This is a genomic window from Bradyrhizobium sp. SMVTL-02, assembly GCF_051853005.1.
Classification (GTDB): domain Bacteria; phylum Pseudomonadota; class Alphaproteobacteria; order Rhizobiales; family Xanthobacteraceae; genus Bradyrhizobium.
In genome coordinates this window covers 1,164,201-1,188,670 of the sequence record NZ_CP182469.1, presented here as the reverse complement: position 1 = coordinate 1,188,670, position 24,470 = coordinate 1,164,201, and the positions used below count along the sequence as shown (strand labels likewise).

The 24,470-nt window shown below is 61.4% G+C and carries 20 protein-coding genes and 3 pseudogenes; 14 read left to right on the top strand and 9 right to left on the bottom strand.

Going from position 1 to position 24,470, the window contains the following annotated elements:
- Positions 1–306: 306 nt before the first annotated feature.
- Positions 307–1,674 (bottom strand): aminotransferase class III-fold pyridoxal phosphate-dependent enzyme, encoded by a 1,368-nt coding sequence (locus ACNJYB_RS05750; protein WP_439373108.1) that lies wholly within the window; start codon positions 1,672–1,674, stop codon positions 307–309.
- A gap of 694 nt (positions 1,675–2,368) precedes the next feature.
- Here ACNJYB_RS05750 and ACNJYB_RS05745 point away from each other — a divergent pair.
- Positions 2,369–3,934 carry a S10 family peptidase gene (locus tag ACNJYB_RS05745; RefSeq protein ID WP_439373107.1) on the top strand — a complete coding sequence of 522 codons (1,566 nt, stop codon included), beginning with the start codon at positions 2,369–2,371 and terminating at the stop codon, positions 3,932–3,934.
- A gap of 97 nt (positions 3,935–4,031) precedes the next feature.
- Positions 4,032–4,256 carry a hypothetical protein gene (locus tag ACNJYB_RS05740; protein WP_439373106.1) on the top strand — a complete coding sequence of 75 codons (225 nt, stop codon included), beginning with the start codon at positions 4,032–4,034 and terminating at the stop codon, positions 4,254–4,256.
- Between the two features lie 49 nt (positions 4,257–4,305).
- Here the strand turns inward: ACNJYB_RS05740 and ACNJYB_RS05735 are convergent, their stop codons facing one another.
- Positions 4,306–4,674: a GSU2403 family nucleotidyltransferase fold protein gene (locus ACNJYB_RS05735; RefSeq protein WP_439373105.1), complete on the bottom strand. Its 369-nt coding sequence runs from the start codon at positions 4,672–4,674 to the stop codon at positions 4,306–4,308.
- Positions 4,675–4,798: 124 nt separating this feature from the next.
- Positions 4,799–4,927 (bottom strand): annotated as a pseudogene (locus ACNJYB_RS05730) (hypothetical protein); the annotation flags it as partial.
- A 722-nt stretch (positions 4,928–5,649) separates the two neighbouring features.
- On the opposite strand from ACNJYB_RS05730, the gene ACNJYB_RS05725 reads away from it, so the two are divergent.
- Genes ACNJYB_RS05725 through ACNJYB_RS05710 form a run of 4 tightly spaced genes read left to right on the top strand, consistent with a single transcriptional unit; the run spans position 5,650 to position 12,275 of the window.
- A complete protein-coding gene (locus ACNJYB_RS05725; RefSeq protein WP_439373104.1) occupies positions 5,650–7,176 on the top strand; it encodes a Wadjet anti-phage system protein JetA family protein in 1,527 nt (508 codons plus the stop codon).
- Positions 7,169–7,807 carry a DUF4194 domain-containing protein gene (locus ACNJYB_RS05720; protein WP_439373103.1) on the top strand — a complete coding sequence of 213 codons (639 nt, stop codon included), beginning with the start codon at positions 7,169–7,171 and terminating at the stop codon, positions 7,805–7,807. The genes ACNJYB_RS05725 and ACNJYB_RS05720 overlap by 8 nt, the downstream gene beginning before the upstream one ends.
- Positions 7,804–11,241, top strand: a complete 3,438-nt coding sequence (locus ACNJYB_RS05715; protein WP_439373102.1) for an SbcC/MukB-like Walker B domain-containing protein — start codon at positions 7,804–7,806, stop codon at positions 11,239–11,241. The genes ACNJYB_RS05720 and ACNJYB_RS05715 overlap by 4 nt, the downstream gene beginning before the upstream one ends.
- Before the next feature lie 2 nt (positions 11,242–11,243).
- Positions 11,244–12,275 carry a Wadjet anti-phage system protein JetD domain-containing protein gene (locus tag ACNJYB_RS05710; RefSeq protein WP_439373101.1) on the top strand — a complete coding sequence of 344 codons (1,032 nt, stop codon included), beginning with the start codon at positions 11,244–11,246 and terminating at the stop codon, positions 12,273–12,275.
- Positions 12,276–12,409: 134 nt separating this feature from the next.
- Here ACNJYB_RS05710 and ACNJYB_RS05705 read toward each other — a convergent pair whose 3' ends face one another.
- Positions 12,410–12,622, bottom strand: coding sequence for a hypothetical protein (locus tag ACNJYB_RS05705; RefSeq protein WP_439373100.1), 213 nt, complete (start codon positions 12,620–12,622; stop codon positions 12,410–12,412).
- 63 nt (positions 12,623–12,685) lie between these two features.
- On the opposite strand from ACNJYB_RS05705, the gene ACNJYB_RS05700 reads away from it, so the two are divergent.
- The 3 genes and pseudogenes from ACNJYB_RS05700 (at position 12,686) to ACNJYB_RS05690 (ending at position 13,782) form a co-directional block, all read left to right on the top strand.
- Positions 12,686–12,862, top strand: coding sequence for a hypothetical protein (locus tag ACNJYB_RS05700; protein ID WP_439373099.1), 177 nt, complete (start codon positions 12,686–12,688; stop codon positions 12,860–12,862).
- Between the two features lie 258 nt (positions 12,863–13,120).
- Positions 13,121–13,378 (top strand): annotated as a pseudogene (locus ACNJYB_RS05695) (SOS response-associated peptidase); the annotation flags it as partial.
- Positions 13,379–13,512: 134 nt separating this feature from the next.
- Positions 13,513–13,782, top strand: coding sequence for a hypothetical protein (locus ACNJYB_RS05690; RefSeq protein ID WP_439373098.1), 270 nt, complete (start codon positions 13,513–13,515; stop codon positions 13,780–13,782).
- Positions 13,783–13,805: 23 nt separating this feature from the next.
- On the opposite strand, the gene ACNJYB_RS05685 is transcribed toward ACNJYB_RS05690, so the two are convergent.
- From ACNJYB_RS05685 to ACNJYB_RS05675, 3 genes are all read right to left on the bottom strand, one after another.
- Positions 13,806–13,988: a DUF3606 domain-containing protein gene (locus tag ACNJYB_RS05685; protein WP_439375468.1), complete on the bottom strand. Its 183-nt coding sequence runs from the start codon at positions 13,986–13,988 to the stop codon at positions 13,806–13,808.
- A gap of 325 nt (positions 13,989–14,313) precedes the next feature.
- Complete coding sequence (locus ACNJYB_RS05680; protein ID WP_439373097.1) at positions 14,314–14,478, bottom strand: hypothetical protein; 165 nt, start codon at positions 14,476–14,478, stop codon at positions 14,314–14,316.
- 112 nt (positions 14,479–14,590) lie between these two features.
- Complete coding sequence (locus ACNJYB_RS05675; protein ID WP_439375813.1) at positions 14,591–14,758, bottom strand: hypothetical protein; 168 nt, start codon at positions 14,756–14,758, stop codon at positions 14,591–14,593.
- Here ACNJYB_RS05675 and ACNJYB_RS05670 point away from each other — a divergent pair.
- From ACNJYB_RS05670 to ACNJYB_RS05655, 4 genes and pseudogenes are all read left to right on the top strand, one after another.
- Positions 14,679–15,311, top strand: a pseudogene (locus ACNJYB_RS05670) (IS5 family transposase). The gene ACNJYB_RS05675 and the pseudogene ACNJYB_RS05670 overlap by 80 nt on opposite strands.
- A gap of 1,050 nt (positions 15,312–16,361) precedes the next feature.
- Positions 16,362–17,012, top strand: coding sequence for an AbiEi antitoxin N-terminal domain-containing protein (locus ACNJYB_RS05665; RefSeq protein ID WP_439373096.1), 651 nt, complete (start codon positions 16,362–16,364; stop codon positions 17,010–17,012).
- Positions 16,907–17,227, top strand: coding sequence for a type IV toxin-antitoxin system AbiEi family antitoxin domain-containing protein (locus ACNJYB_RS05660; protein ID WP_439373095.1), 321 nt, complete (start codon positions 16,907–16,909; stop codon positions 17,225–17,227). Before ACNJYB_RS05665 ends, ACNJYB_RS05660 begins: the two co-directional genes overlap by 106 nt.
- The gene (locus ACNJYB_RS05655) at positions 17,217–18,137 is read left to right on the top strand and encodes a nucleotidyl transferase AbiEii/AbiGii toxin family protein (protein WP_439373094.1); all 921 of its coding nucleotides are present in this window, start codon (positions 17,217–17,219) and stop codon (positions 18,135–18,137) included. The genes ACNJYB_RS05660 and ACNJYB_RS05655 overlap by 11 nt, the downstream gene beginning before the upstream one ends.
- Here ACNJYB_RS05655 and ACNJYB_RS05650 read toward each other — a convergent pair.
- Both ACNJYB_RS05650 and ACNJYB_RS05645 read right to left on the bottom strand, forming a co-directional pair.
- Positions 18,049–18,408 (bottom strand): Fic/DOC family N-terminal domain-containing protein, encoded by a 360-nt coding sequence (locus ACNJYB_RS05650; protein WP_439373093.1) that lies wholly within the window; start codon positions 18,406–18,408, stop codon positions 18,049–18,051. The genes ACNJYB_RS05655 and ACNJYB_RS05650 overlap by 89 nt on opposite strands.
- 3,092 nt (positions 18,409–21,500) lie before the next feature.
- Positions 21,501–22,700, bottom strand: coding sequence for an MFS transporter (locus tag ACNJYB_RS05645; RefSeq protein ID WP_439373092.1), 1,200 nt, complete (start codon positions 22,698–22,700; stop codon positions 21,501–21,503).
- Between the two features lie 1,417 nt (positions 22,701–24,117).
- Between ACNJYB_RS05645 and ACNJYB_RS05640 the strand changes: the two genes are divergently transcribed.
- Entirely contained in the window at positions 24,118–24,462 is a 345-nt protein-coding gene (locus ACNJYB_RS05640) for an ArsR/SmtB family transcription factor (RefSeq protein ID WP_439373091.1), read from the top strand.
- Positions 24,463–24,470 lie beyond the last annotated feature (8 nt).

The window sequence follows — 24,470 nt, the reverse complement described above, 5'->3', positions numbered from 1 at the left end:
GGGTGAGCGCGCGAGCGATATCTTCCTCGCTCGCGTATCCGACCGGTGGTGAACAGTTCAATAAGCAAGGCCGCTCAGCTCTACGAGATCGCGGAAACGGCGTTTGAATTCCGGATTTGGTAGGCATTCCCGGGTGGATGGAGGGGCCGGGAGCCAGGATGCCGACCCTCCAGAGTCGTGCCACATGTAGAGTTCATGATTAAGCCACCCCGTCCCCTCTCTCTTCGCCCCTTAGAGCGATTGCCGCCCGCAAGCTGCGCGATCGTCGTCATTGCTTCATCGCCACGTTGCGGACGCATGATTTTCTCACTCGACCGCCGAGATGGCCTGATCGAAAACATCCACCACAAGGTCGACGTGCTCTTTCTTCAAAGTCAAAGGCGGTGAGATGATGAATGTGTCGGCCAAATTGCGCATAAGGACCCCTTTTGCGACACAAATTTCCCAGATCTTCGCTCCGAAGCGCTCGCTGAGATCGAACGGCTGTTTGGTCTCCGCGTCGGCGACTAGTTCCACGCCGATCATCAAACCCATCCCGCGAACCTCGCCGATGTTGGGATGGCGGACGGCCATCTCCTTCAGGCGATCGAGAAAATAGGCGCCAACTTCCTTTGCGTTAGCTGGGAGATCCTCCTGCTCAACGATCCGCAGATTGGCAATCGCGGCGGCGCAAGCGACTGGATGGCCCGCATAGGTATTGCCGTGCATGAACGCGTGCGGGCTGAACTCGCTCTCGTCGTGGGTCTCGAACGCCTGCGCGATCCGTTCATTGATCATGGTGGCGCCCAGTGGAATGTAGCCGCTGTTGATCCCCTTGGCGAAGGTCATGATATCGGGCTTCACGTTAAAGGCCCGGCAACCGAACAGGCTGCCCGACCTGCCAAAACCGGTGACGACCTCATCCGATATAAGCAGCACGTCGTGCCGATCGCAGACCTCGCGCACCAAGGGCCAGAAATTCGGCGGCGGCACGATGACGCCGCCAGCGCCCTGAATCGGTTCCGCGATGAAAGCTGCCACGCTGCCCGGCCCCTGATAGATGATTTCCCGCTCCAGGAGGTCCGCGCAGAGCCGCCCCAACTCCAAGGGATCCGCGGTGAATGGGTTGCGATACTGGTATGGACTCTCGACCTGATAGAAGCCCGGGAGCAACGGTTCATACTGCTCTCGATAGGGCGTACGACCATTCAAGGATAGGGCGCCGAGCGTCACGCCATGATAGGCGAGGCGCAGCGAAATGAATTTGAACCGTTCCGGGTGGCCGGACAGCCGCCAGTACTGCCGGGCGAGCTTGATGGCCGCTTCGACGGCCTCCGATCCGCCCGACGAGAAGAAGACGCGGCGCATGCCCTCTGGTTCGGCCATTCGACACATCACCTCGGCAAGCTCCGCCGCCGGCAGTGTTGCGGTGTTGCCGAACTGCGAATAGAAGCTGAGCTTGTCGAGCTGCTGCACGATCGCGCGCTTCACCTCTGCCCGCCCATGCCCGGCGTTTACATTCCAGAGCCCTCCCTGCCCGTCGATGTAGCGCTTGCCGCGCCTATCGAAGACATACACGTCATCGCCCCCCTCGATGCACAGGGGCGGATTCCGCGCCAGGAAACTCGCATTCGCGAAGGGATAAACAATGTTTCTCGTGAGAGGATCATTGGCAAGGTGGTGGGAGACGTGCATCAAAGACCTTCCTACCATCGAGAGACAAACCAGCGGATTACTGAAACCCAATCTGAAAATCTAGGCGCACGTCTCCAATTTGGTCAAACGATCAGTTCTGGTCATATGACCAAACGCCGCATCGCGGCATCGCTGGTTCGACAGCGCGGAACGACCCAACTCTCGATTGAGACAGGACACCCCGAACGGCGGATGTATGCGGCATGACACAAGTAAAAAGCGATCGAACCGCGCTCAGATCATCAAGGCGCCAGGCGACATAGCGCCTTAGAAAAGAAGATCAAGAGCATCTGCCGAGGTCGTTAGCTGCTAGACAGCCGGGGAATCAAAGCCGCTCCGGCCTCGCCGGCTGTTTCATGGAGCGTCTCTATTCGTTTGAGCGCGCCGAAATGGCCCAAAAAGTGTTCCGGCCGAGAGCGTCTACGCGGCCTTCAAGGCCAAGCACGCGATTAACGCCACGACCTTGGCATACGCACAGAAGAAGGTCGCATCTGCGCAACGTCTTCACCGCGCCAACCTGCCGATTCCGCACGCCGGCGGGATCTATTCCGCCAAGCCGACAAGCAAGCACCGGGCCTGCCATCACTCAGGAGCAATGAATACTGCTGGAGTTAGTAGGTGTTCTTTCTCGACTGTCATCTAGTTGTATGCGCCTTGCGCGCCATGCGCAGACTGGTTGGCGTGAAAGGAAAACATGATGCAATTTGATTTCAGCACGCTCCGCCGCGCTTCATTTGCGCTGGCTCTTTTTGCCTGGGGCACGATGGAGACCGCCAGGGCCGACGATTCCCCGCGGCGCCCTGAAGCCTCCGCGCAGGACGGCCAGAAGAGCGGTTCCGACGAACGGGTGGGGCAAACACCGAACGCCTTCTCTGCAAGCGAGCTGCATCGGCTGCCCCCGGATTCGACCACCAAGCATACGCTCCATTTGCCAGGCCGGGTACTCAGCTTTGCTGCGACCGCGGGCTCGATCCGCCTATACGACGAAAAAGGTGAGCCGCAAGCGGACATCGCCTATACATCTTATCAGCTCGACGGGACGGACCGCACTAGGCGCCCGGTCACCTTCTTCTTCAACGGCGGACCCGGCTCATCTTCGGCTTGGCTCCAGCTCGGCAATGCCGGTCCCTGGCGGCTGCCGATCAACGCCGACGAAGTCACGCCTTCCACCTCTTTAGAAGCAAAGCCTAATGCGGAAACCTGGCTCGATTTCACGGACCTCGTCTTCATTGACCCGGTCGGGACCGGCTATAGCCGCTTCGTCGCGAACGGCGAGGATGTCCGCAAGAAGTTCTTTTCCGTCGACGGCGATGTCAGCGCCCTCGCGCTGAACATACGCCGCTGGCTCGAAAAGTACGATCGGCTTCTATCGCCGAAGTATATCGTCGGCGAAAGTTATGGCGGCATTCGAGGGCCGAAAGTTGTGCGCCAGCTGCAGATGCGGCAGGGCGTCGGCGTCAAGGGCTTGATCTTGGTCTCGCCGGTGTTTGATTACGGCTCGACCGGGGTCCTGCGATATGTCAGGCTGCTGCCGAGCTATGTCGCTACAGCGCTTGAGGCCAAGAGCAAAGCGAAGAGCTCCGATCTGACTGACGTAGAAAATTACGCGCAAGGCGAGTTCCTGGCCGACCTCCTCAAAGGTGAGGCTGACGGCAAGGCCAGCAACCGTATCGCCGACAAGATCGCCGCGTTAACCGGCATCGACCAAAGCGTGACCCGAGCACGTGCTGGCCGCATTGACATTGACGAATTCCGCCGCGAGCTGGATCGCCACAGCGGCAAGGTGACGGGAGGTTATGACGCCTCGGTGAGGGGTCTGGATCCCTTTCCGCGTTCAGCTGGCCAACCTATCGGCGACCCCTCGGGTGATGCGCTTGCGCCGCCGATAACGAGTGCAGCCGTCGATGTCCTGACGCGCAAGCTCAAGTGGCGGCCGGATGGCTCTTATGAACTGCTCAACGGTGCGGTCGGAAAAGCTTGGGATTTCGGCAATACACCTCCAGAGTCGCTGTCGGAGCTGCGACAGGCTCTTGCAACGGATGCGAAGATGAAGGTGCTGGTGGGACACGGGCTTTTTGACCTTGTGACCCCTTATTTCGCCACGAAAATGGCCCTCGCTCAGTTGCCCGCCTTCGCCTCAGCGCCGCGGGTCACGCTGCTGGTTCTCCCAGGCGGCCACATGTTCTATTCACGTGACTCCTCGCGTCAGGCTTTTCGCGCAGAAGTCGAGGCAATGATCACGTCGGAAACCGAACATTAACGCTGCGAAGATTTCGTCGTGAGTAGGATACGCGGTTTTGCGCTGATCGCACCCGATTATTGATCGATGTGAGTCGCGAGCAGCCGCTGGGCCTTCAATGCCGGCGGCGCCGATCGCGATCCTGAAGCCAGTGCTGCTGGTCTGGTGCATGGTGCTGCTGGCGATCATGATGCCGGCTCTGACGATGATGATCGTCGTCATGCCGACCATGGCGACCATCATGCCGACGAGCAGCAGCACCATGCGGACCATCATCATCATGGTGCCGCCGATGATCGCCGCTGGCTATGCCGGCTTTGTTCTAGTCGCGTCTGGCCGCTAGGCGCGCGCGGCGGTATCTTTCTTAACGAAAAGGGGCGCCGCGCTGTCTGCTACTTCCTGGGCAGCAACCTTAGCTGTTCTGCGTCGAAGGGCAGATAAGTGAGATATTTTGCGACCAGAGCGCCCACGGCTTCTGCTTGTGCTGCATCTCGTTGGCGCTTGAGCCTATCCGTTCGACGGGACAACCACAGCTTATGGGCCGCCCAAACCCGCGGATCTGGAGCGACGATGCGCACCGGTTCGCCTTTTTTGTCGATCGCGACAGCCTCGAAAGCGGGAGAATTCTGCAGCCAATCGAGTCCTTCGATTTGGACGGCAGTCAGGTCTTCGGGATCCGACCCTATCTTTTCCGGAGCCTTCTGCCAGGGAGGACTCTGCATCGGCTTGATCAGATCGACGAGGTAGCCGTCGCGATTCACAGCTCGGAACGTCTGCTTGGCCGGTTCGAACTGGCGTCGACGCGTTGAAGTATCTTCGGGAGCGATCTGAGACGTCCTCGTCCGCCACAAACGTAAGCCCGCCACGCGCGTCGAACAGCAGGCCGATGTCTTCCGTCGTGGCCAGGCCCGGATCGATCCTGACTCCGGAAGACGCTTCGTATCCGTAGATCGCGTTCGTTGCGAGAATCCGAATGCCGGAACCCAACAACCTGTAGCCATCGAGAGCGCGCATGATCCGGGCTCCGATCAGAGGTACGCGACCCAGGCCTAGCGCACAATTGATCGCCGCTTGTCGCTCCATCGTGTCGCGCAAGTTCTTTAATCGGTCTCCTACCGCAGCGCGATTAGCCTCGAAGTCGGCCTTCATCTTTTCAGTTTGCGCCCGTCACGCGCCCGTTATCGTGCTTCAGGCCGTAGCTGCCCCTTCGCGGTTGATCGTCTTGCGACGCGAATACTCCGAAAGGAACTCGACTGCGCGAATGAGGCGATGGCTTGGTCATCCAGCATCTCCGCCCGGCTCGTCTGGAAACGCGCATCGGCCTCCTCGACAATCTCCTCGCGGTCGCGGGACGGCAGGTATCCCGAACCGGCTAAGACCGGGCTCCAGATCCATCGCCCGCCGAACGCTCGATTTCGCAAGCGAACGCGTCAAGCTGTCGCGCGCCTTTCAAAAGAGTAGCTCGCGCAAATAGCCAAGAAATGCGCCTTCGGCAGCCAGAGCGGCGCGCATCCTGGCGTTGGTGCGCCAGCCGAGACTGCGCTGGAGGACCTCGAATGAATCGCGCCTTCGACCGGATCGACCTCAACGACTCGACACGGCAGGATAGCTGTGCTAGAACATACAGGGAACACACATCCAGACGGTTGCAACGCGACCGCATTGCACTGAACTAAGCCGATGTCGGCGGCCGGTCCTGTCGCGTCACTCCCTCTGTTTGCGTCGACGACTTCGATATGCCCCTATTCCGCCATCTGCACGACGACGCTTTTCTGGTTTTCTCGAGGGACCACAAGCATCTTTATGCGGCGTGTCTCCTCGACTTGCATGAGCGGTACTTCATCGGTGCCCCTGCGTTTCCGACACCTCAGCAGGTGGTCCATGCCATCTACGACGTCATGCGTGCGCACCCGTCCCTGTGGAGCGAAGGCGATGACTTCGGCGAGGCGCTTCCGGAGGTGATCTCGTCGGGCCGGCGGCGGATCCGGCGCGCCGACATTTCCGCGGGCTCGGAGAAGGGAGACAAGGCCCTCACATTGGCCCGCCAGCTCTACTCCCGCCTGATCGCATGGCGTTGGCTCGAAGAGGAAGAATACGGCCTGCGGGTCACCGTCGACATGGCAATGGGACCGCTGCTGGTCATCCAGCGACTAGCGAGCCTGAACAAAGATCTGTCGCAGGGGTTCGGAGGACTCATCGTCCAGATCCGCCTCAACCTCGAAGCCGTCGAGAAGCTCACGCCCGATGTGACGGACCGCAAGCAGCGCGAGGCCGCCCTCGCCGTGCGAGAGGCCCGCAACCAGGCCGATCAGTTCACCAAAAGTCTCCGCGCGATCCTTGCCGACCTCAAGCGGATCCGACGGACCGTCATGGAATCAAAGTCAGTGGGCGACCGTCTCGAGGCCTTCTTCGAGGAATTCGTCGATCAGCTCCTGCTCAGGGATTTCGAGTCCATCCTCACCGTCAACCACCCCTACCGCTTCAGAGACGCCATCGTCGACCTTGCCCGGAAGATCTCCTACACGCCCGAAACGATGCAGGTTCTCGCGGAGGAATACGCCAGCGCCAGCATGGCGCCGGACGTCGAGGACGGCCACATGGCCGCCGCCGACGACCTGCTCGCGATCGAGAACATCTTCGAGCAGATCGGCGAGATGTTCGAGCGCATCGAGACATTCAGACGGCAGTTGGAGGCGCGGGTCAGGAACACGATCAAGTATGCCGAGCGCGGTACGCAAGGATTGGTCGGGCGCGCCGGCGACCTGGTACGCCGGCTGGACGCCCTGCTGCGGGACGGCCGCCACGATGAGGCCACCGTGGAATGGAGTATCGAGCCGCTGCGGTCCCCCTGGTCGGAGTACCATCAGGCTCCCACCAGGCAGCCGCGCCGTCCCGTCGAGGCGAGAGAGCTCGCCGCGCCCCCATCGGACCCGCTATACGAATTGCGCAAGCAGTTGCGGCTCGAGTACATCGCCCGGATCGCGCCCCGCCCGGAGGACGTCCGGCGATTCCTGGAAGGCCAGGTGCCGCCGTTCGGCACCAAGGAAGCGCGGTTTATGGAGATCGAGACGGTGGACGATTTCCTCGCGTTCGACACGGCGCGCCGCTACGCGCTCACCGGCGAGGTCCCGCCGCAGGTCGCCAAGGGTTTCGCACTGGAGCAGTCGCCGGAAACCCCGCCGCACGACAGCGAATGGCTCAGATGCGCGAACTTCGTAGTCAGGCGCTCCGGCGCGCTGCGCAAGGACAAGGCACATGCTTAGCGAATTCGAGAACATCGAAAGGTCCGCCGGCGCGGACAAGGCCGCGGACCTGCGGAGAGCGCTCCACTTCCTGCTGCGCAGGCAGTTCGTGTTCGCAGGCGACCCGCGCACCGGGATGATCTACAACACCATCATGGACGGCCGCTTCCGCGACGTGGTGGACGACTTCTTCGACAGCTGCGGCTACCGCGTCCACCGCGATCCCGAAGCCCAGTGGGCCGGAGTCCTCGCGATCGACGAGGACGTGCCTCTGCCGCGCATGCGGCTCGACGAGACCATCGTGACACTCGTCCTCGCCGCGCACTGGCAGGAGGAAGTCAATCTCGGCGCGATCGAGGACCGCGCCGTCGTCGTCACGACGCTGAACGCTCTGCACGACCGATACAAGGACATGGTGCAGCCCAACGGCGGCGGCGCCATCGGCATCAACCGCTTTCGCGATATCCTAAAGGAAGCCTCTCAGCGCAGTCTGGTCGAGATCGGCGACTACGACAACGAACAGCAGGACTGCGAAATCCGGATCCGGCCGATGATCAAGCTGATCAGCGGCGGCGACGCCCTCCAGCGGCTCGAGCGGTACGCCCGCAGCGAGGAGGCTCGATCGCCGCAGCCCGCAGGGGAAGAAGCATGATGGAATTGCGTCATCTCGCCATGGTGAACTGGCACCTGTTCGACGTCGCCGACATCCCCGTCACCGGCCACATCGGCGTGCTCGGCGAGAACCGATCCGGCAAGTCGACCATTCTCGACATGGCTCAGGTCGTGTTGACGGGCGGCAACAGGCGCTTCCTGCGACTAAACGCGGTCGCGGGTGACAGCGGCAAGTCGCGGAGCAGTTCCAAGCGCAGTGTCGTCGATTACTGCCTCGGCACCTTGGGCGAAGACGAGCGGCGCCGGGACGATGCGCGCACTTACGTCAGCCTCGGCTTCGAGGACACCGAGGGCGTTCGCCCGCCGGTGACCATCGGCATGGCGCTCGAGGCACGCAAGGCGGACAGCAAGGAGACGGTCCTCGCCCTGTTCGTCGCCGTGGGCACGATCCTCACGTCCAAGGACTTCATCGAGCACAGCGGGACCTCGCAATTCCCGGCTCAGTGGGAGGACGTGCGCGGGCGCATCGTGGCTGCAGTGGGCGAGCAGAATTTCATCAATCACCGCGACCGGGCGGGAGACTACGTCCGCGAATACATGCGCCATCTGCTGCCGCATGCACCCTACGGCGAGCAGAACGCGAGCGCCCTGCAGAAATCGATTGTCAACGCGATGACGCTGGATCACAACCAGACCGCTACGCAGTTCGTTCGGACCTACATCCTGGAAGATAGTCCGATCCGGATCGGGGAGTTGCGCGAGTCGATCCAGACCTACAGGAACATCAGCGAGACCATCCGTAAGATGCGCCTCAAGCTGGAGGCGCTGAAGGAATTGAGGACGATCCTCGCGGCGCTGGCAGAGGCCTTCGAAACGAAATTCCGCGAGCAGTGGATCGCAAAGCGCGCTGGGTGGCTCGCCGCCCGGGCGACCAACCGAGACTGGACGACCAGGCTGCGTCTTGCGACCGCACAGCGCGACGCCGCGGCAGGCGAACTCGAGTTCCTCGCCGAAGACATCAAGGCGATCGACAAGGAGGTCGAACGGCTTACCGAAGCCATCGCCGAGCACGACGCCAAGACCGGCAGAAAATCGTTCCAGCAGACCGCGTCGGTAGCCGCCCAGTCGGCGCAGCGGGCCGCCGCGGATTTCAAAGCGCGCCTCGACGCGATCCGGCGTCTGCAGCCGCTGAGCGCCATGCGCGGCCAGGGATTCGACGATTTCATCCCCCTCGTCGAAAATTTGCAGGCCGCGGCAGAGGGTGCCGCCGTCGCCTCCGTTTCCGAGGAGCTCTCGGTGGCGGAAAGCGCCCTCACCACATCCGGAGCACAGCAGCTCGCCAAGGTCGATGAAGCGCGCCAGGAGATCATCGCAAAGGTCGCCCAGCTGCGCGCGCAGCGCGACGACCTGCTGGGCCGGATTCGGCAGCACGCCTCCGGAGGCGCGCGGGCACACCTTGAACCGGACACCGAGCGCCTCTGCCAAAGGCTTCGGCAGAAGAGGATGGCACCGAGGGTACTCTGCGAACTGATCGAGGTCACGGACCCGGAATGGGCGGGAGCCGCCGAAGCGCTGCTCGGCCGAGACCGCGACGCCGTCTTCGTCGACAGATCAGACATCGGCGCCGCGACGGCAATCTTCAAGGAAGGACGCCGCGAATTCCGGCGCACCTCCCTGGTGAGCCTCAACAAGCTGGAGCACTTCAGGGCCCGCCCGGACCGCGGAACATTCCCTGCGATCTTCCGCACCGATGATCCGGACGCACTGTCGTTCATCATGCGCCGCTATGGCTCCGTGCGGCTCGCCGAGACGCTCGAGCAGTTCAACAGGCCGGGCCGGGCGATCATGAAGGACGGCCTCTACGACGACGGCCTGGTGCGAACGCACCGGTCGATCGATCCTTCCCAGCACAAGATCGGCAAGACCGCCCAGGCAAACGCGCTGCGCGCCCTGCAGGAGCAGGCGGACGATCTGGAAACTTCGCTTGGGCAGGCCAACAAGGAGGCGGAAATCGCGGACGGCGCCTTCATGGCGCTCAAGGCGCTGTGCGAGACGGCCACGGCAGACCTGAAGGCTCACGCCACTGCCTACGCCGCTGCCCAGACCGAGAAGGCCGATGCGGACACCAAACTTGCGGCCCTGGACAGCGCCGGCGATGGAGGCCTCCGCGACAAGAAACTGGCGCAACAGGAGCTCAAGAAAAAGAGGATCGGCGAGCGCGAGACCCAGCAGACCGCCTTCAACCGGCACGATGGCGAAGTCAGAACGGCGACGAACAGGCTCGGCGACGGTGAAAACGTCCCGGGCTCCGAACTCAATCTGAAGATCGCCTGGTCGCTGTTCGCCAAGAACCAGCCGCTCTACGCCGCGGCGAAGGGCCGGTCGGCGTACCGATCCCGGCTCGACGGCCGCATGCAGAAGAACGAGGCGGAAAAGCACCGCGCCATCGCTGAGAAGGCGGTGAAAGACGCCGATGCCACGGACACCGAGCGCGGACGCGTCGAACGGCGCGTGCGCGAATTCCTGGACGGCTATTTCGAAGAGTTCGGAACGCAGTCGCAAATCGGCATCGAGAGCGAGCCCCTTCGTGAGGTGAAGCCCTGGATGGACCTGTTGATCAGCGACATCGAGTCCAACGAACTACGGCAATATGAACGACAGGCACGGGAAGCGGCCGAGAAGGCAGCGACCCTGCTGCGCGGCGAGTTCATCAACGCGCTGACCTCGCGCATCGGCAAGATGGAGCGGAACCTGCAGTCGCTGAACCGCAGCCTGCACGCGCATCCCTTCCACAACGAGCGCTACTCGTTCCACCGCACCCAGGTGGTCGAATTCCAGCCGATCCTGAAAATCATCGAGATCGGCAAGACGTCTCCGGAGGCGCTGGACATGCTCTTCCGCGGCGACGTGCCTGAAGATTTCCCGCACAAGGACACGATCCTCGCACTCGAAGCGCTGCTGGAGGATCCGGAGAAGGACTTCACCGAATTCGAGGACTACCGGAACTTCTACACGTTCGAGATCCACATGGAGGACGTCGCGACGGGTAGGTCGACCCGCTGGGAGCAGCGCCGAGGTACGGGCTCCGGAGCCGAACAGCAGGTCCCCATCTACGTCGCGATCGGCGCGTCACTGGCGGCGGTCTACGGCAGCGCCGAGCGGCGCGCCGGCAAGCCTTCGGGCTTCGCTCTCGCGATGTTCGACGAGGCGTTCTCAAAAATGGACGGACGAAACCAGCGCCAGATGATGAGCTTCTACAAGAACCTCGGCCTGCAGTTCGTCATCGCGGCCCCATTCGAGAAGCGCGTTGCTGTCCTCGAACACATGGACACCATCGTCGAGGTCGACCGCATCGGCGAACAGTCCAGAGCGACCGTGGTCTCCCTGAAGGAAAAGGCCAAGCAGGAACTGATGGCGATCGATCCCGACCTGATCTCCGACGCGGATCTCTCGCTCCGGCTCGCGGCCGAGTAGCCATGCCGCGCGGACGCGGGCCTAAGCGCAATGAAATCGCGCACGTCCGTCTCGCATCGCCCGACACGCTGTATCGCTATCTCGGCCGCACTCCAGCCCCCAAAATCGCGGAGGACGCCGCTGCGCAGCTCGTCGCCGGCCTGGAACTGGATGCTCGCCTGAAGGATGCCGCGGCGGCCATTGCGACCGCTTGGAGCAGGGCAAAGACGTGGAACGCGTTCTCACCGACGGACACCGATCGGTTGCGCGACGCATTCGTGCTCGCACAGGCGATCCTCGACGGCAAACACGTGAACGTCGATTACCGGACCTTCTCCAGAAGGACCGTCGGCGACAGCAAGACGCTTGAGCGCCTCGAGAGTGCGGTCGTCCGCCTTCTCGGTGGGATCATCGAGCTTCCACCGGAGGCTAGACCGCGGGCGGCGCTGCGCGCCATGGGCCTTGAGCGGTTCGCCCCACCGCTCTTGATCGCCGGCCGCGTCGATCTCGAAGGTGCCGACCTCTCGGCAGCCTCGCTCCTCTATCTGGGGGTCGCGCCAAACGAAGCGGACCGCATCCGCTTCCGGGAGCCGCCGGCCTACCTCCTCACGATCGAGAACTTCGCGAGCTTCAGCCGCCACCTCATCGAGGCCGACCCCACACGCCTGGGGGCAACCGTATACGTGGGCGGCTACCCGTCACTGGCGACGCAGCACGCGCTGCGCGTCCTCGCGAAGGCCGTCCCGGACGATACACCGATCTTCCACTGGTCCGACATCGATCCGGACGGGACCTGGATCTTCCGGACCATCGAGCAGGCGGTCGGGCGCAGCATCAGACCGCACCTCATGAGCCCCGAAATCGCGGAAGCCTTCGGCAACACCCCTCCGATGAAGGCATCTCCCGCGCGATGCCCGCCGGAATCCGGCGTCGCCATATTGGCCGCCTATTTGCTTGGCGAGGGTGCGAAGACCCTGGAGCAAGAAGAACTCGATCCGCAGCTGCCCGAGATGCTGATGCCAAGACAGGAGGTCGGCTCTGATGCGGCGGTCTGAGGCTTATCGACTTCCCAGCCGACGATTGCGTCACCCACGTCGGAGGAAACGAGCGTAGGTCGACAAGAAGGGCGAGATCCCGAGATAAGGAAATTGGCTCGATCCTGTTGTAAACGCGTTTCCATCGACGAGGCTCAGGCCTCGTTACCGACCACATGGCCATCATTGTCGAGTTTCTCCGGATTCAACGCCGATACGACACGGTCGGTATGAGAGCTTCGGGGAGACGATACGCAGGCGTCACGGGCCAGCATTATCGCGATCTTGGTACGCGCCACCTCATTCTGCTCTTCCGGCCGCGTGGTGGAAATACTGGCCAACTTCGTGACGAGGAACGCGTCAGGCATCCGCCGGCGGACCGATCGCGCCTGCCTCTTGCGTTTGTTCTTGTTATGTTCTAAATACTAAACATGACCGAAATCCGCCCTCCTCCCACCCTGCCCGTCATCAAAGACCGCAAGACGAGCGTCCTCGACGACCGGCGCGTGATCGACTTCACCCGCTTCTGCCGGGTGGTAGGCATCATCGATTCCGAGTCCGGTCTCATTAGGAGCCTGCCGCGCAGCGGGCGCGAACCCGAGAGTTGAGCAATGGGGCGGAGGAATCCGGATCGTCTTTTCGGCGCGAGGATTTCTGCCGCGAAGCTGAGGGCGGAATCGGCCAAGAGGGAAGCCGCCGAGAAGATGCGGGAGTCCGCCGCCGAGACCTGCCAAGCTCGGAATTATCGCATGATCGGGCTCGGGGGCCGGCGCAGCCGTCGCCGACCATCAGTGAAGCGATGAAGGACGGTTCTACTATCTCGAGGTCAAGTGCCGGCGGTGTGAAGCACGCACACGCTCGTCGACCTGACTGCGGAACGATCGCTGTTCTGCTTTGCCGGTACCTGGACCACCTTCAACGGCGACCGCGGCGCTTCGCGGAATGCCGTCGTCGAAGCGGTCCATTCGAAAGCGATGCCGCTGATCCTGACCACCGAGGAGGAGCGCAACGTCTGGATGAGCGCGCCGTGGGATGAGGCGAAGGCGCTGCAGCGCCCCCTACCCGATGACACCCTAAAGATCGTCATGCGTGGCGCCCACAAGGAGGACAAACTCGCCGCCTGACCGGGTTTTTTGCACAGGAGGGCGGAACACGTGGACAAGCGGCGGCTCCTCCGATTTCGAATCCCTGTCCTGTGTTACCCGCGCGGAACGGCTGATGGGCGCAAGGGATTCGTCCCGCTGCAGGAGCGAATTCGATGCTGATGATCAAGGAGAAGCGGCCTGCGATCCGAACGCTGCGCGGCTGGGCGATTAGCGTCCTGCTGGAAGCTGGCGCAATCCGCCAGTGCGTGGAGCACGGCTGGATGCAGGATCGTGCCGATGCGCACGCGCGCGAGCGCGCCTTCGACACCGCCCGCCGGGATCCGCTTCCGGGAGTGTCTGCACAGGATGCCGCCGGCGCGCTCGTGGAGGTGCTGGACGGCATCGGCGACACCTGTCCAGAGTGCCCTCCGGAGGAACCGTAGCGTTTTCCGCTCGCCGCTCGCTCTCAGCGTTCGAGGCGCGTCTCGACGCGCTTGCGGCTGTTCCCGACCTTCTTAACGACCTTCTTTACAGAAGCGGCCGATCGTCCCGTCTTCCGCGCTTCATAACGCACCTCGTAGTCCTGCCCGCCGGCGACGCGCGCTCGATCCTGCTTTCGACCGCGGGCCGTCTTCTTCGCTGTCGCCATCGCTTCTCCATCTGGGATCTGGCTAAGCAACGCGGCAAACGATTCGTCGGTTCCGTGCGGAAGAATGCCGCCGTCCTGGTCGAGAGATAGCGTGCGAGACATGGACCTGCGGCTCATGCGTCACCACTTGGCGGAAGCAGAGCGCCACGTCGCGCTCAGCCGACAAGCACATCGCGCGCTAGGCCGTGATCATGGACGACTTGGAGCGCGGAGGCCACTCAAGGCTGTTGGCCAAGGGCGTGCCGGATACGTACCGCTTGTTGCGCGCCAGCCACGTTGCGCACCGCGATCTGTTCCCTAGAGCGCTAGAGGAGTAAGGACGACGTTACTTCGGAGCCGTCAGCGGCGCCTCTTTCGATTCGAGCTGCGAGAGCACCTCGTCGATCTCCTGAATTTCGCGCTCGATCTCGGCTAGACGGTGGGGCTCCGCCTCCTCGCGGCGCGCGAGCAGCATCCGCTTGCGCTCGAGCAGTTCGGCGACATCACGCATAACAAACTCCGAAGCGTCGCATCCGGTGTTTGCCGATCAAAATGCCGCTTGGGCTGCGATGTTCCCTAGGCCGTGTGGACTCTAAGGATTCCCTTTTGAGAGCAAATCAGATTCAAGGCTTCTTTTGGGAGGCGGCCTTGGGTGTGATGGATCGTTTGGTGTTGAGCGACGCGGCCTGGGAGCGAATGGCGCCGTTGATCATCGGCCGCCCCGACCAGAACGGCTCGACCGGGCGGGACAACCGGATGTTCGTGGAGGGTGTGCTTTGGATTGTGCGCACGGGCTCTCCTTGGCGTGATCATGGTGGCGGATCTTCGAGGCGATGTCCGATGATCCGGACTTCGAATATCTGATCGTCGAGTCCACTATCGTCCGGGCGCATCAGCACGCCGCCGGGGCGAAAAAAGGGGTCTGAAGATCAAGCGATCGGGCGCTCGCGCGGCGGCCTGAGTACCAAGATACATATGGCCGTTCGAGGTTTGGGATGTCCCGTGCGGTTCACACTCACCGCAGGCCAGAAGGGCGATGCACCACAAGCCGCCACATTGATCGAGGGATTGCCTGCCGAGGTCGTTATGGCCGACACGGCCTATGACGCCGATCACTTGCGCCAGGCCATCGCAGCCAAGGGCGCGCTCGCCGTCATCCCCAACAACCCGTCACGCGCACTCAAATATCCGCTCGACAAACATCTCTATGCCCAGCGTCATCTGGTGGAATGCTGCTTCAGCAAACTCAAGCAGTTCCGTCGCGTCGCAACCCGCTTCGAAAAGACCGCCCGAAACTATCGCGCCGTCGTCACTCTCGCTGCCATCGTCCTATGGATGCGATAAGTGTCCACACCGCCTAGGGTCACAGCTGGCGCGCTCGGGGCAACGCGGCTTCCCCTTCCCGCTCATAACGGTCTGGTTGCAGGTTCGGGTCCTGCCGGGCCCACCAGTGAGTTCAAATACTTCGTGTGATGCTCATTTTTGTGGCGGACCGGTTCGCGGACCGCTTCACAACTTTCGTTGCCACTACAGGCAACGTGCTGAAATCAAGCCCGGCTATAATCCCTAGGACCAGGCCGCCGAGATGCCCCAGCTACACACCGGCCAGGAGCCTTTGGCTCTGTCCTCGACGGTGAAATGAAGATCCTTCAGGCGTTTTGCCTCCAGCGTCCCAGCATGTCTGAGAACTGGCCACGGATAGCAACAAGGGATAAATGGAGAGAAGGGAACCGCATCGCCCGAAAACTCACTGTTGGATTCATGTCCGGCCAATTCCTCACTTAGGCGGCCTGGCCGCCACCGGCAGGCGGTGAGGCGTCAATCTTATGGATGCAAGCGCAATCCCGTTGCGGGCACTGCATCCCTTGCACCGCCAATGCGTCCCAAGCTTCATTTCGTGCGGCCACCATGACGGCGCCGTGCACGAAATCATCGACGTCGATCTCAAGGCGCCGGAATACCGCAGCGCCGTGGTGACGCGGCAGGACTTCAGCACCCTCAATCCTGGCTATGCTCCGGTCTAATCCGACCAATCCACATTGTAGTTTTGTGGATTGGCGCATATCGATCCTCTCATTGGAGATTCGGACGTACAGATGAGTTTGTCGCAAGCTTCCCGCTCTGTTGGAGCGCATGAGCCCGATTATTGCCGCGCAACCAAGGAAGACATCCGCTGGGCCGTCCCCTCCGATGGCCCGTCCGCCTTGCGCGACGACACGTTGGGCCTCGTCCAGGAGGGAGACTACAGCGCGTTCTTCGCTCCGTAGCCTAGTTTTCTGTCTCCAAAATTAGGCCGCAGTATTCGTGACCTGCGGCGGACGGGCCGACGATCGGTTTATAGGACGTCATTTTTACGTACTATCGCTACTTAAATCGACCGAAGCTTAAACTAGTATGCGGTTTTATGCTATTTTGCGTAGTATGACGACGCAATTACCAGGAAAACTAAACAAGCTCCGCCGGGATCTCCCGGAGGGGCTGCTCGTTGACGCCGCCTGGCTGAGCAAGCACGGCTACGCCACCAGCCTCGTCAGCAAGTATGTCGCGGCCGGCTACCTCGAACGGCCGGCCGGCCGCGTGTACCGAAAGCCGCGCGGCGCCCTAAGCTGGGAGCAAGCCGTCATATCCCTTCAGACGCTTCTTTACCGCACGCCGCTGGCCGTCGGCGGCCGAACGGCGCTCGCGCTTCAAGGCTACGAGCATTACCTGCCTCGCGCCACGCAGCAGGTTCATCTCTTCGGACCTTCCGCGCCGCCGGTTGGCTCTCGAAGCTTCCCCTCTCCGTCCGCTTCGTCTTCCACAACAGCGCTAAGCTCTTCTCGCCGGAAGCGGGCCTGCCGCCCAAAGGCGATCTCGACCGCGCCAACGCCGCGGCCGAGAAGGAAGCGGCCGAAAAGGGCTTCGTCATCCAGTCATGGGGGCAATGGCGCTGGCCGCTGGTGGTTTCATCGCCGGAGCGGGCGCTGCTCGAAGTACTCGACGAGCTTCCCGATCACGAGAGCTTCGAGACCGTGGACAAGCTGGTCGAGAGCCTTTCGACCCTAAGCCCCAGGCGCATGCAGACATTGCTACAAGCCTGCCAAAGCGTGAAAGCCAAGCGGCTGTTCTTCTTCTTTGCCGATCGCCAATCGCATGCCTGGAAAAACAAGATAAACAAGGATCACGTCGATCTCGGAAGCGGCAAGCGCATGCTGGTCAAAGGCGGCGTGCTCGACCGCACCTATCAAATCACCGTTCCGAAAGGGCTCGATGCCGTTTAGCGACCAATACCGCAGACAGGTTACACTGCTGATCCGCGTCGTCCCGCTGGTCGCGCAGGAAGACTGCTTTGCGCTCAAGGGCGGGACCGCGATCAATCTCTTCATTCGCGACCTGCCCCGCCTGTCGGTCGATATCGACCTCACCTATCTGCCGGTGCAGCCGCGCGACCAATCGCTCAAGGAGATCGAGGCCGCGCTCAGGCGCATCGCCGGCCGCATCAAGGCGCAAATCGGCGGGTGCCAAGTCACAGAGGGCTTGGCCGAAGGGCGCATCAACAAGCTATTCGTCCAGCTCGGCGCCGCAACCGTCAAAATCCCGCCGGTCCTTCGCGGCTGCGTCTATCCCGCCAAAACGCAATCCGTGACCGATACCGTCGAGGACGAATTCGGCTTCGCCGAGATCCAGGTTGTCTCGCACGCGGACCTCTATGGTGGAAAGCTGGTCGCCGCGCTGGACCGCCAGCATCCGCGCGACTTCTTCGACGTGCGCGATTTGCTCGCCAACGAGGGCATCACCGACGATCTGCGAAAGGCCTTCGTCGTGTACATGCTCAGCCACCACAGGCCGATGGCGGAAGTCCTCGATCCGCCGCGCCGAGATATGAAGGAGGATTACGAACACGGCTTTGTCGGGATGATCGAAGAGCCCGTCCCGCTTGCCGAACTGGAAGCAACGCGTGAGGAAATCATCAGGGCGATCGTGGCCGACATGCCGGACGCGCACCGGAATTTTCTAGTCAGCTTCGAACAAGGCGCGCCGGAGTGGGATCTGCTTGGGCTGCCCGGGGTGCCCGATCTTCCGGCCGTCAAATGGCGCCAGCTCAATCAAGCTGCCCAACGAAAAACGCGCGGCGCTGGTGGCCGCACTGAAGAAAGCGCTCGGCGTCTAGCGGCTCGCAGCCGCCCCTGAAGCTTTTTAGCTGACATCGATCGGCGACGTGCGGCATACGTCTTTGCCAAGCGCGATCAGCATGTACTCGTCCTTTGCCGGCAAGCGGAATGAATCCATCGAGCGCCTCGGCATAGTTTCTCACCTGACGCGCTTCGCGCCTCGCGCCATCGTCGCCCGTTTCCTCAACGGAAAGCAGTTCGTCGAGAGTACTATGCGTACCCTCGATCGAAGAGGAACTAACCGCCTCGCGTCTGGTCAACACGCGGCTGACGATGTAGGGGTCCTTCATCTGGACGGCGGCGCATTGACCTTGCCGAACATTGCTTGAGCGGCCTCTAAGGCTTTTGTGGCCCCAGGGGCGAAGACACCCTTCTCCGGCGGAGCCGGCGTCACGATTCCGTAGTGGGAATCGTACGGCGGCGGCAGCCGCTTCAGGGACTCCAGGATCGTAGGGCTGAGATCGCTGCGCTTCATAAAAACCAAAGCTGGTCGGCCAAATTCCTATTTATAATTAGGGTTCCCGAAACAAGCCATGACATAGCGCGATCTCAGGGTAGCTTAGAGAGGCCTTTTGAGTTCGGTTCTAATTCCCCCTCGACTCTTTGATAACGGATGGCCTCCGATGGACCCGCGAGTTGGCGCATGTGCCGCCCCTGAGGGTCAAACTGACGACGGAGGCGCCGATCCGGAGAAGCGTGCCGGTGTCGGCGCGGTCCGCCCGGCCGACGAGATGCCTCCCGAATACTGGAGGCCGTTCTGAACGATGTTTCCGCCGACGCCAGGCGGGCCGTCAACCCTATCCAAAAGCGCCGTCTGTTCAACATCCAGCGCAGCTGCGGCGGGTCGCATGTCGCCGCTGCGGCCGGACCGTCGAAATCTAGAATGACCAACATTCTAGCCGCGCAATCCGCCGATACCACGCAAAGGGCGAAGTGCTCATCAGGACCGCGGACAGGCTCCCCTGCCGATGGCGAGCCGATCGATTCGTCCCCGACGATCGACCAGGCGATCAGTGGCTGCTATTCATGGCTGGAGATTCGTTGCTCCCGCTGCCAGACCCCAAGCGATGTCGACCTCGGCGCAATGACCGACGATGCACGTCCATGACCTCGCCAGCCGGCTCGTTGCCGAAAATGCGGCAGGCAGGCCGGTGTCCGGCGGCGACTCTGGGAAACCGCGGCATTCCCGGGACAAGAGCAATCTCCACGCGAGATGACGGTGTATTCTATGACTGTGTCTTTGGGCGCCAGGCGGGGATTTCCGACGTGAACCGAAGGCTTGTGCACAAGTGCAGCGCAAATGAACGCAGGGCAACGCTTCTCAACATGATTCGACGAACCTGAATTGCCCTTGCTCGAATGGCTTGGCTGCCGTGGACCCATGTTGGTGACCGTATGAACGTTGTTGATCTTCGATGGTACCTGGGGCGAACCAAGCCTCGAACCTCGGACTCACTGACCAATACTCAGCGGGTCCAAGACTGGCAGCCTAAAGCCTTGTCGAAGATCATCGCGTCAGTGATCCGCATGTTTCTGCCTGAGAAGACGATCAATTAGCATTTGAACTCGCCGAACTGCGAGCAGCCCCAAGCGCGCTTGGATCTTGCCGGATCTGATCCTACCTCCGAAAGCGAACGAGTATTGCCAGTATCCCGCTGGGTCTCGGCTTAGAGAGTATGGAGTCTCTCTATGTATGCCCTCGTACTCTGTAGGCAGGTTCGTCCGGCTTGGCATGCTTGAAACTATTGAGATAGAAATTCGCGAGTCGGTTTGCCCGTTTGACGGCCAAAATATCCTCCGGATCCGCGACACTATTCCTGCTGTCTATTGCTGGACGATGCAGTTTTGCGGCGTGACAGGCGCGAGTTTCGCGGCCCAGCCGCAAAAAGCGAACACTAGCTATTTGCTAATCCTATTTGCCGCTTTTGGTTGAAAACCCTTTGATCGACCAAAACTTTGCGTTTCATAATTGCGATACAGCTCTAAGACTTTGGCTAGTGACCGGTCCGAGGATCAGTTGTTTGACATGCGCAGACTGCGCCGCTGCTGCACGAGATCGCGCTGCTTGAGTTCGGCTACAACCGCATAAATCCTGGGCGGATCTAGCGACAAACTCACCCAGCGCAGGCAGCTCGGGTTCGCTTCGCGACAACGCCTCACCCTCAAACGAATAGACGATAGTACAAGCGCCGTGAGGAGCAGGTTTGGATCCGAGCCATGCCGCTGCTCGAAGAACCGCGAAAATAGTTCGTGCAAGGTAAGCGAAGCTGCGCCAACCTTTTTGGGCGTGTCCTTGCGCGGCGCGAGGGGCAGAGCCCTTAGCGAACGCGCGCGGCAGCGCGTCATGAACCCCGGCGCGGCAGCGCCAATGAAAGGCGCAAGGGATCGACGCCGAATGGCCGGAACGCCTCGGCGGTCCGGTTCACGAGAGCCCGGTTCGCTTGCGAATGCGCCCATCTCGCCTTACCCAACATCCCGCGACGAATTCGCCGTTCTATTCGGCGCGCCAGTCGAAAAGGCCGATGCGAAGCACGCCGCCGCGGAACGGGTCATGCGAGCGCTCAACGCTCCTTCGGCAGGGTCGCTACCAGCGTCCTGATAGGCGCAAGCGTCGGCTTGACCGCGGCGATTGATGGAAACAACGCACGCTCACTCAAGCGACGGGCCGACGAGCGGCTCTAAGACGTTAAGCGCAGTGGCCGCGGACACGTTTCGTCAGACATTGTAGCTGCAACAGCCGCATAATCCGATGTCGTCAAGCTAAACAACTTGGACGTTTCCTTTCTAAATCCGCCCTTGCAAATGCGTCCTTTGTTGTTGCACTCGTGGCGACGGACACGGCCGGCGACACTGATGGCAGATCCGGTCCTTGCCCAGAACCCGCGTTGGCAGATTAACGCCTCTGATCGACCACGGAGATGAATTCGCCCCTCCCGCTTTGCGGCCGCCACCGGAACACCGCAGCGCCCGCTTGGGACGTGACCGTACGCCCGACATCCGGTAAATGGCGGTAGCAATGACATCGAGTGGCTCAGCGCTAGTGTAGCGCTATCCGAGTGCGGCTCTGGCACCATCGATGCGCCTCCTTATGGCTGCCAGTCGATTGCATCCAGCGCAGAAGCGAGAAAAGACAACCAGGCGGACGGCGGCTTGGTAAGCTCTTGGTATTTTTCAGATGTTCAACAACTCCAAGATGTCCCCTATGGCGCTAATGTGGCTTGGCCTCAAGCCAACTCTCGCCACATAGCCCAAACTGCGGTTAGGCATTTTCCTACTGGAACAGATTCCGCGTTGTGCATGCATCGGACGCTAGGCCATCGTCATCCTCGCCGCCGCCGTGCTACGGCTCCTGATAAGCGCCCACATCAGTGCGCGCGCCCTATCATCCATCCTCGCCAGGCGCTGCGGAGGCAGATTGGCGAAGCAATGTCGCAGCGAGCAAGGCGGATAGAGCATAACCGACGCCCGGCATTATCAGAGTAATCCCGTAGCCGAATCTGGCCGCGACAAACCCGCTCGCGGCGAAGCCCACTAATGCGAACGCCGACATTACTGATGTCAGGAACGTTACATCTGTACCCGCCTTGCCTGGCCTGGCGAGTCCGAGAAACCAGCTCGTGAATATGACGTGCTGGACGGCGAGTGCCGCGAACACCATCCCAACGCTCGCGACAGCGCTCATGCTTACGCCCAAATAGCCATCGACAGTCCAAAGCCCTCCAAAACCGATGGCCAAGACAGCGCAGCCCCATATCAACCCTCGGTGCGGCGCCACTCGCGTCAGGATCGCGCTGGTCAGCGGGGCAATGATCATATACGTGAATGCGTTCGAGAGCGCTCCGATCCAGCCGATATCTGCCGCGGCAAAGCCGATGTCGACGAGCCGCAACTGCACCGTTGCGAAGGCCACAGCGATTCCGATAACGCCGGGCGCGATCAATGCTGCCGTCGTCCACAGGTCGTTGTTGCGTAGGACCGCAAAGACAGACAGGTGCCGCGGCGGGCGCAGCCTGTCCTTGCAAAGGAGCGGTTCAGGAATGGCAAACACCCATCCAACGAAAACGGCGAGCAGCAGCGCCAGCCCCAGCAAACCCGGACGCCAACCGACAATCTCAATCAATTGGAGGCAGACAGCGCCGCCGATCACGTGTCCGATGACCCGACCCCAACCCAGCAGCGCGGCCCCGAGCGGCCGCTCTCCGGAATCGAGGGCGTCCGCCATGTAGCCCAAGGTTGCGATCCGTTGTGTGGCGGCAATGGTCGCAAGCATGAGGGAGACAAGAAACACCGGCACGAAATCGGTCTTCGGGTTCAAAAATGCCATCGCTGCCAGCACAGTGGTACTGCCGACTTGAGTCACTAGTAACCATGAACGTCTCAGCCCGAGACGATTGAGGCTCCATCGATCCACGACCGGGGCCCAAAGAAAGTTCACGGTGAAGGCAACGAATGCCGTGCTATACAAGCCGACGAGTTCCAGGCTGGCACCGTTGCCCCGGAGGATCACCGGAATGGCCGAATAGATGAACGCGATCGCCAGATACTGTTGACTGGCCAACGCAACCATTCCGATACGTGGCATGTAACGACTTTCCAACAACCTCTTTCTCCGAAGGAGCGATTTCGTGTGCGCACTTCGAGCACGGTTTGAACAGGCGACTGATCGTTCAGCGCAGCCGCGTCTCGAAGCGAGATGTGCGACTTTCGAGATATCGAGAAAGCGCTAAGGCCAAAGACCCCACTGGTCGTTTCGATCGTTAGTCGCGCACCTTGCGACGTCTTCCGCTGGCACGCCGAGTTGCCGTATTGCTTCAAAGAAGATGTGTGGCCAGGTCGCAAATTTCTCGCGTTATATCATTGTTGCCCTCGCATAATTAGGAACGGGCAAATGCTGTCGCCTCAGCTGCGTTCAGGACCCGGCGTTGATGGTTGCGATTACGGGACTAGCTTCCGGGCAGGCGCAATTGGAAGCCATTGTTCGCCGCGGGCTCTTAGTGGCCGAAACCCAGCCGAATTGGCTGCGCAGCTTACGAAAAGCGCAATTCTTGTGGTTCTCCAAGAGCGAACTCCAGATCTCATCAAACACTCCGCTGCGCCCTCTAGTTCAGCCGAGCGCCGTGAAGCCAACGTCGGTGACGACGGCACGAATGAAGCAAGCAGCGTGCCGCTTGAAAATCGGAGGATCTCTAGCGCCTCGTATTGGGTGCGCGCGTCACGTTTGGGACATTCGTCTCAAGCCTGACATTCGCGCGCAAACCCCGTCCTCAACCGGCGAATGCAGACATCAAGGGATTGAGGCACGATCGCCGTCGCTGGCCGGAGCGTCCATATGACCAGCATGCCAAGGATGAGGCTGCTGCCTCTGTTCCGCCTCCCGGCGGCACCGCGCGCTCCGAGGACGAACGGGGCCGAACGGACGGCGAAGGTTCTCTAGTCGACGGTAATTGCCAGATCCTTCGGCGCATGCAGCCCCCTCTCGTTGCCGGCCCTCGTCCCGCAACCGACTACGTCGCCGGCGACGTATTCGAATGGCCGCTCGGTGGGAAGGCCATTCAGCTCCTTACGGGATCCCGGCACCCCAATTCCTGCCCAGGTCACAGAGCTGACGCGCATCACGGACGCGATGCTGGCAGGAGCCGCGATCCATCCTGTAGAAGTCTCGGGTTCGCCGACGGCGCGGCGCTCGTCATCTCACACAATGCCAGTTTCGATCGCCCCTTTTGCGAGCGGCAGTGACCCATATTCGCATCGAAAGCGCGGGCGTGCTCACTGCGCGAAATTGATTGGTCGGCCGAAGGCTTCGAAGGAAAGAAGCTCTCGCAGATCGCCGCAGGCTACGGGTTCTTCTTCGACGCCCACCGCGCTATCTCCCCCCTCAAAATTCCTGTCGTTTTCAGTGTTCACGGCCAAGAAAGCCTAGCCATTGGCCGGCAACCTACCTTCCAATCCCAAAATAGACATTCTTGACGCTCGCAAATTATTTCTATATTCGTTGAAATATGGAAAAGAAAGATGCAGTCACGGCGCTATCAGCGCTCGCGCAGGACAATCGGCTCGATGTCTTCCGCTTCCTGGTTCAGGCGGGTCCTGAGGGTATGCCGGCCGGCGCCGTCGCCGAGGCACTCGGTCTCGCGCCCAATACGCTGACCTTTCATTTCGACCGGCTGCGAATGGCGGACCTCGTCACTGTCCGCCGCCAAGGCCGCTCAATGATCTATGCTGCGCAGTTCGACACGATGAACGCCCTGCTCGGCTTTCTCACGAAAAACTGCTGCGGCGGCGCCTCTTGCGCGCCTGCCGCCTCCTGCGAGCCAACGCGCAAACGCACCAGAATCCAGGCCTGAAAGGATAC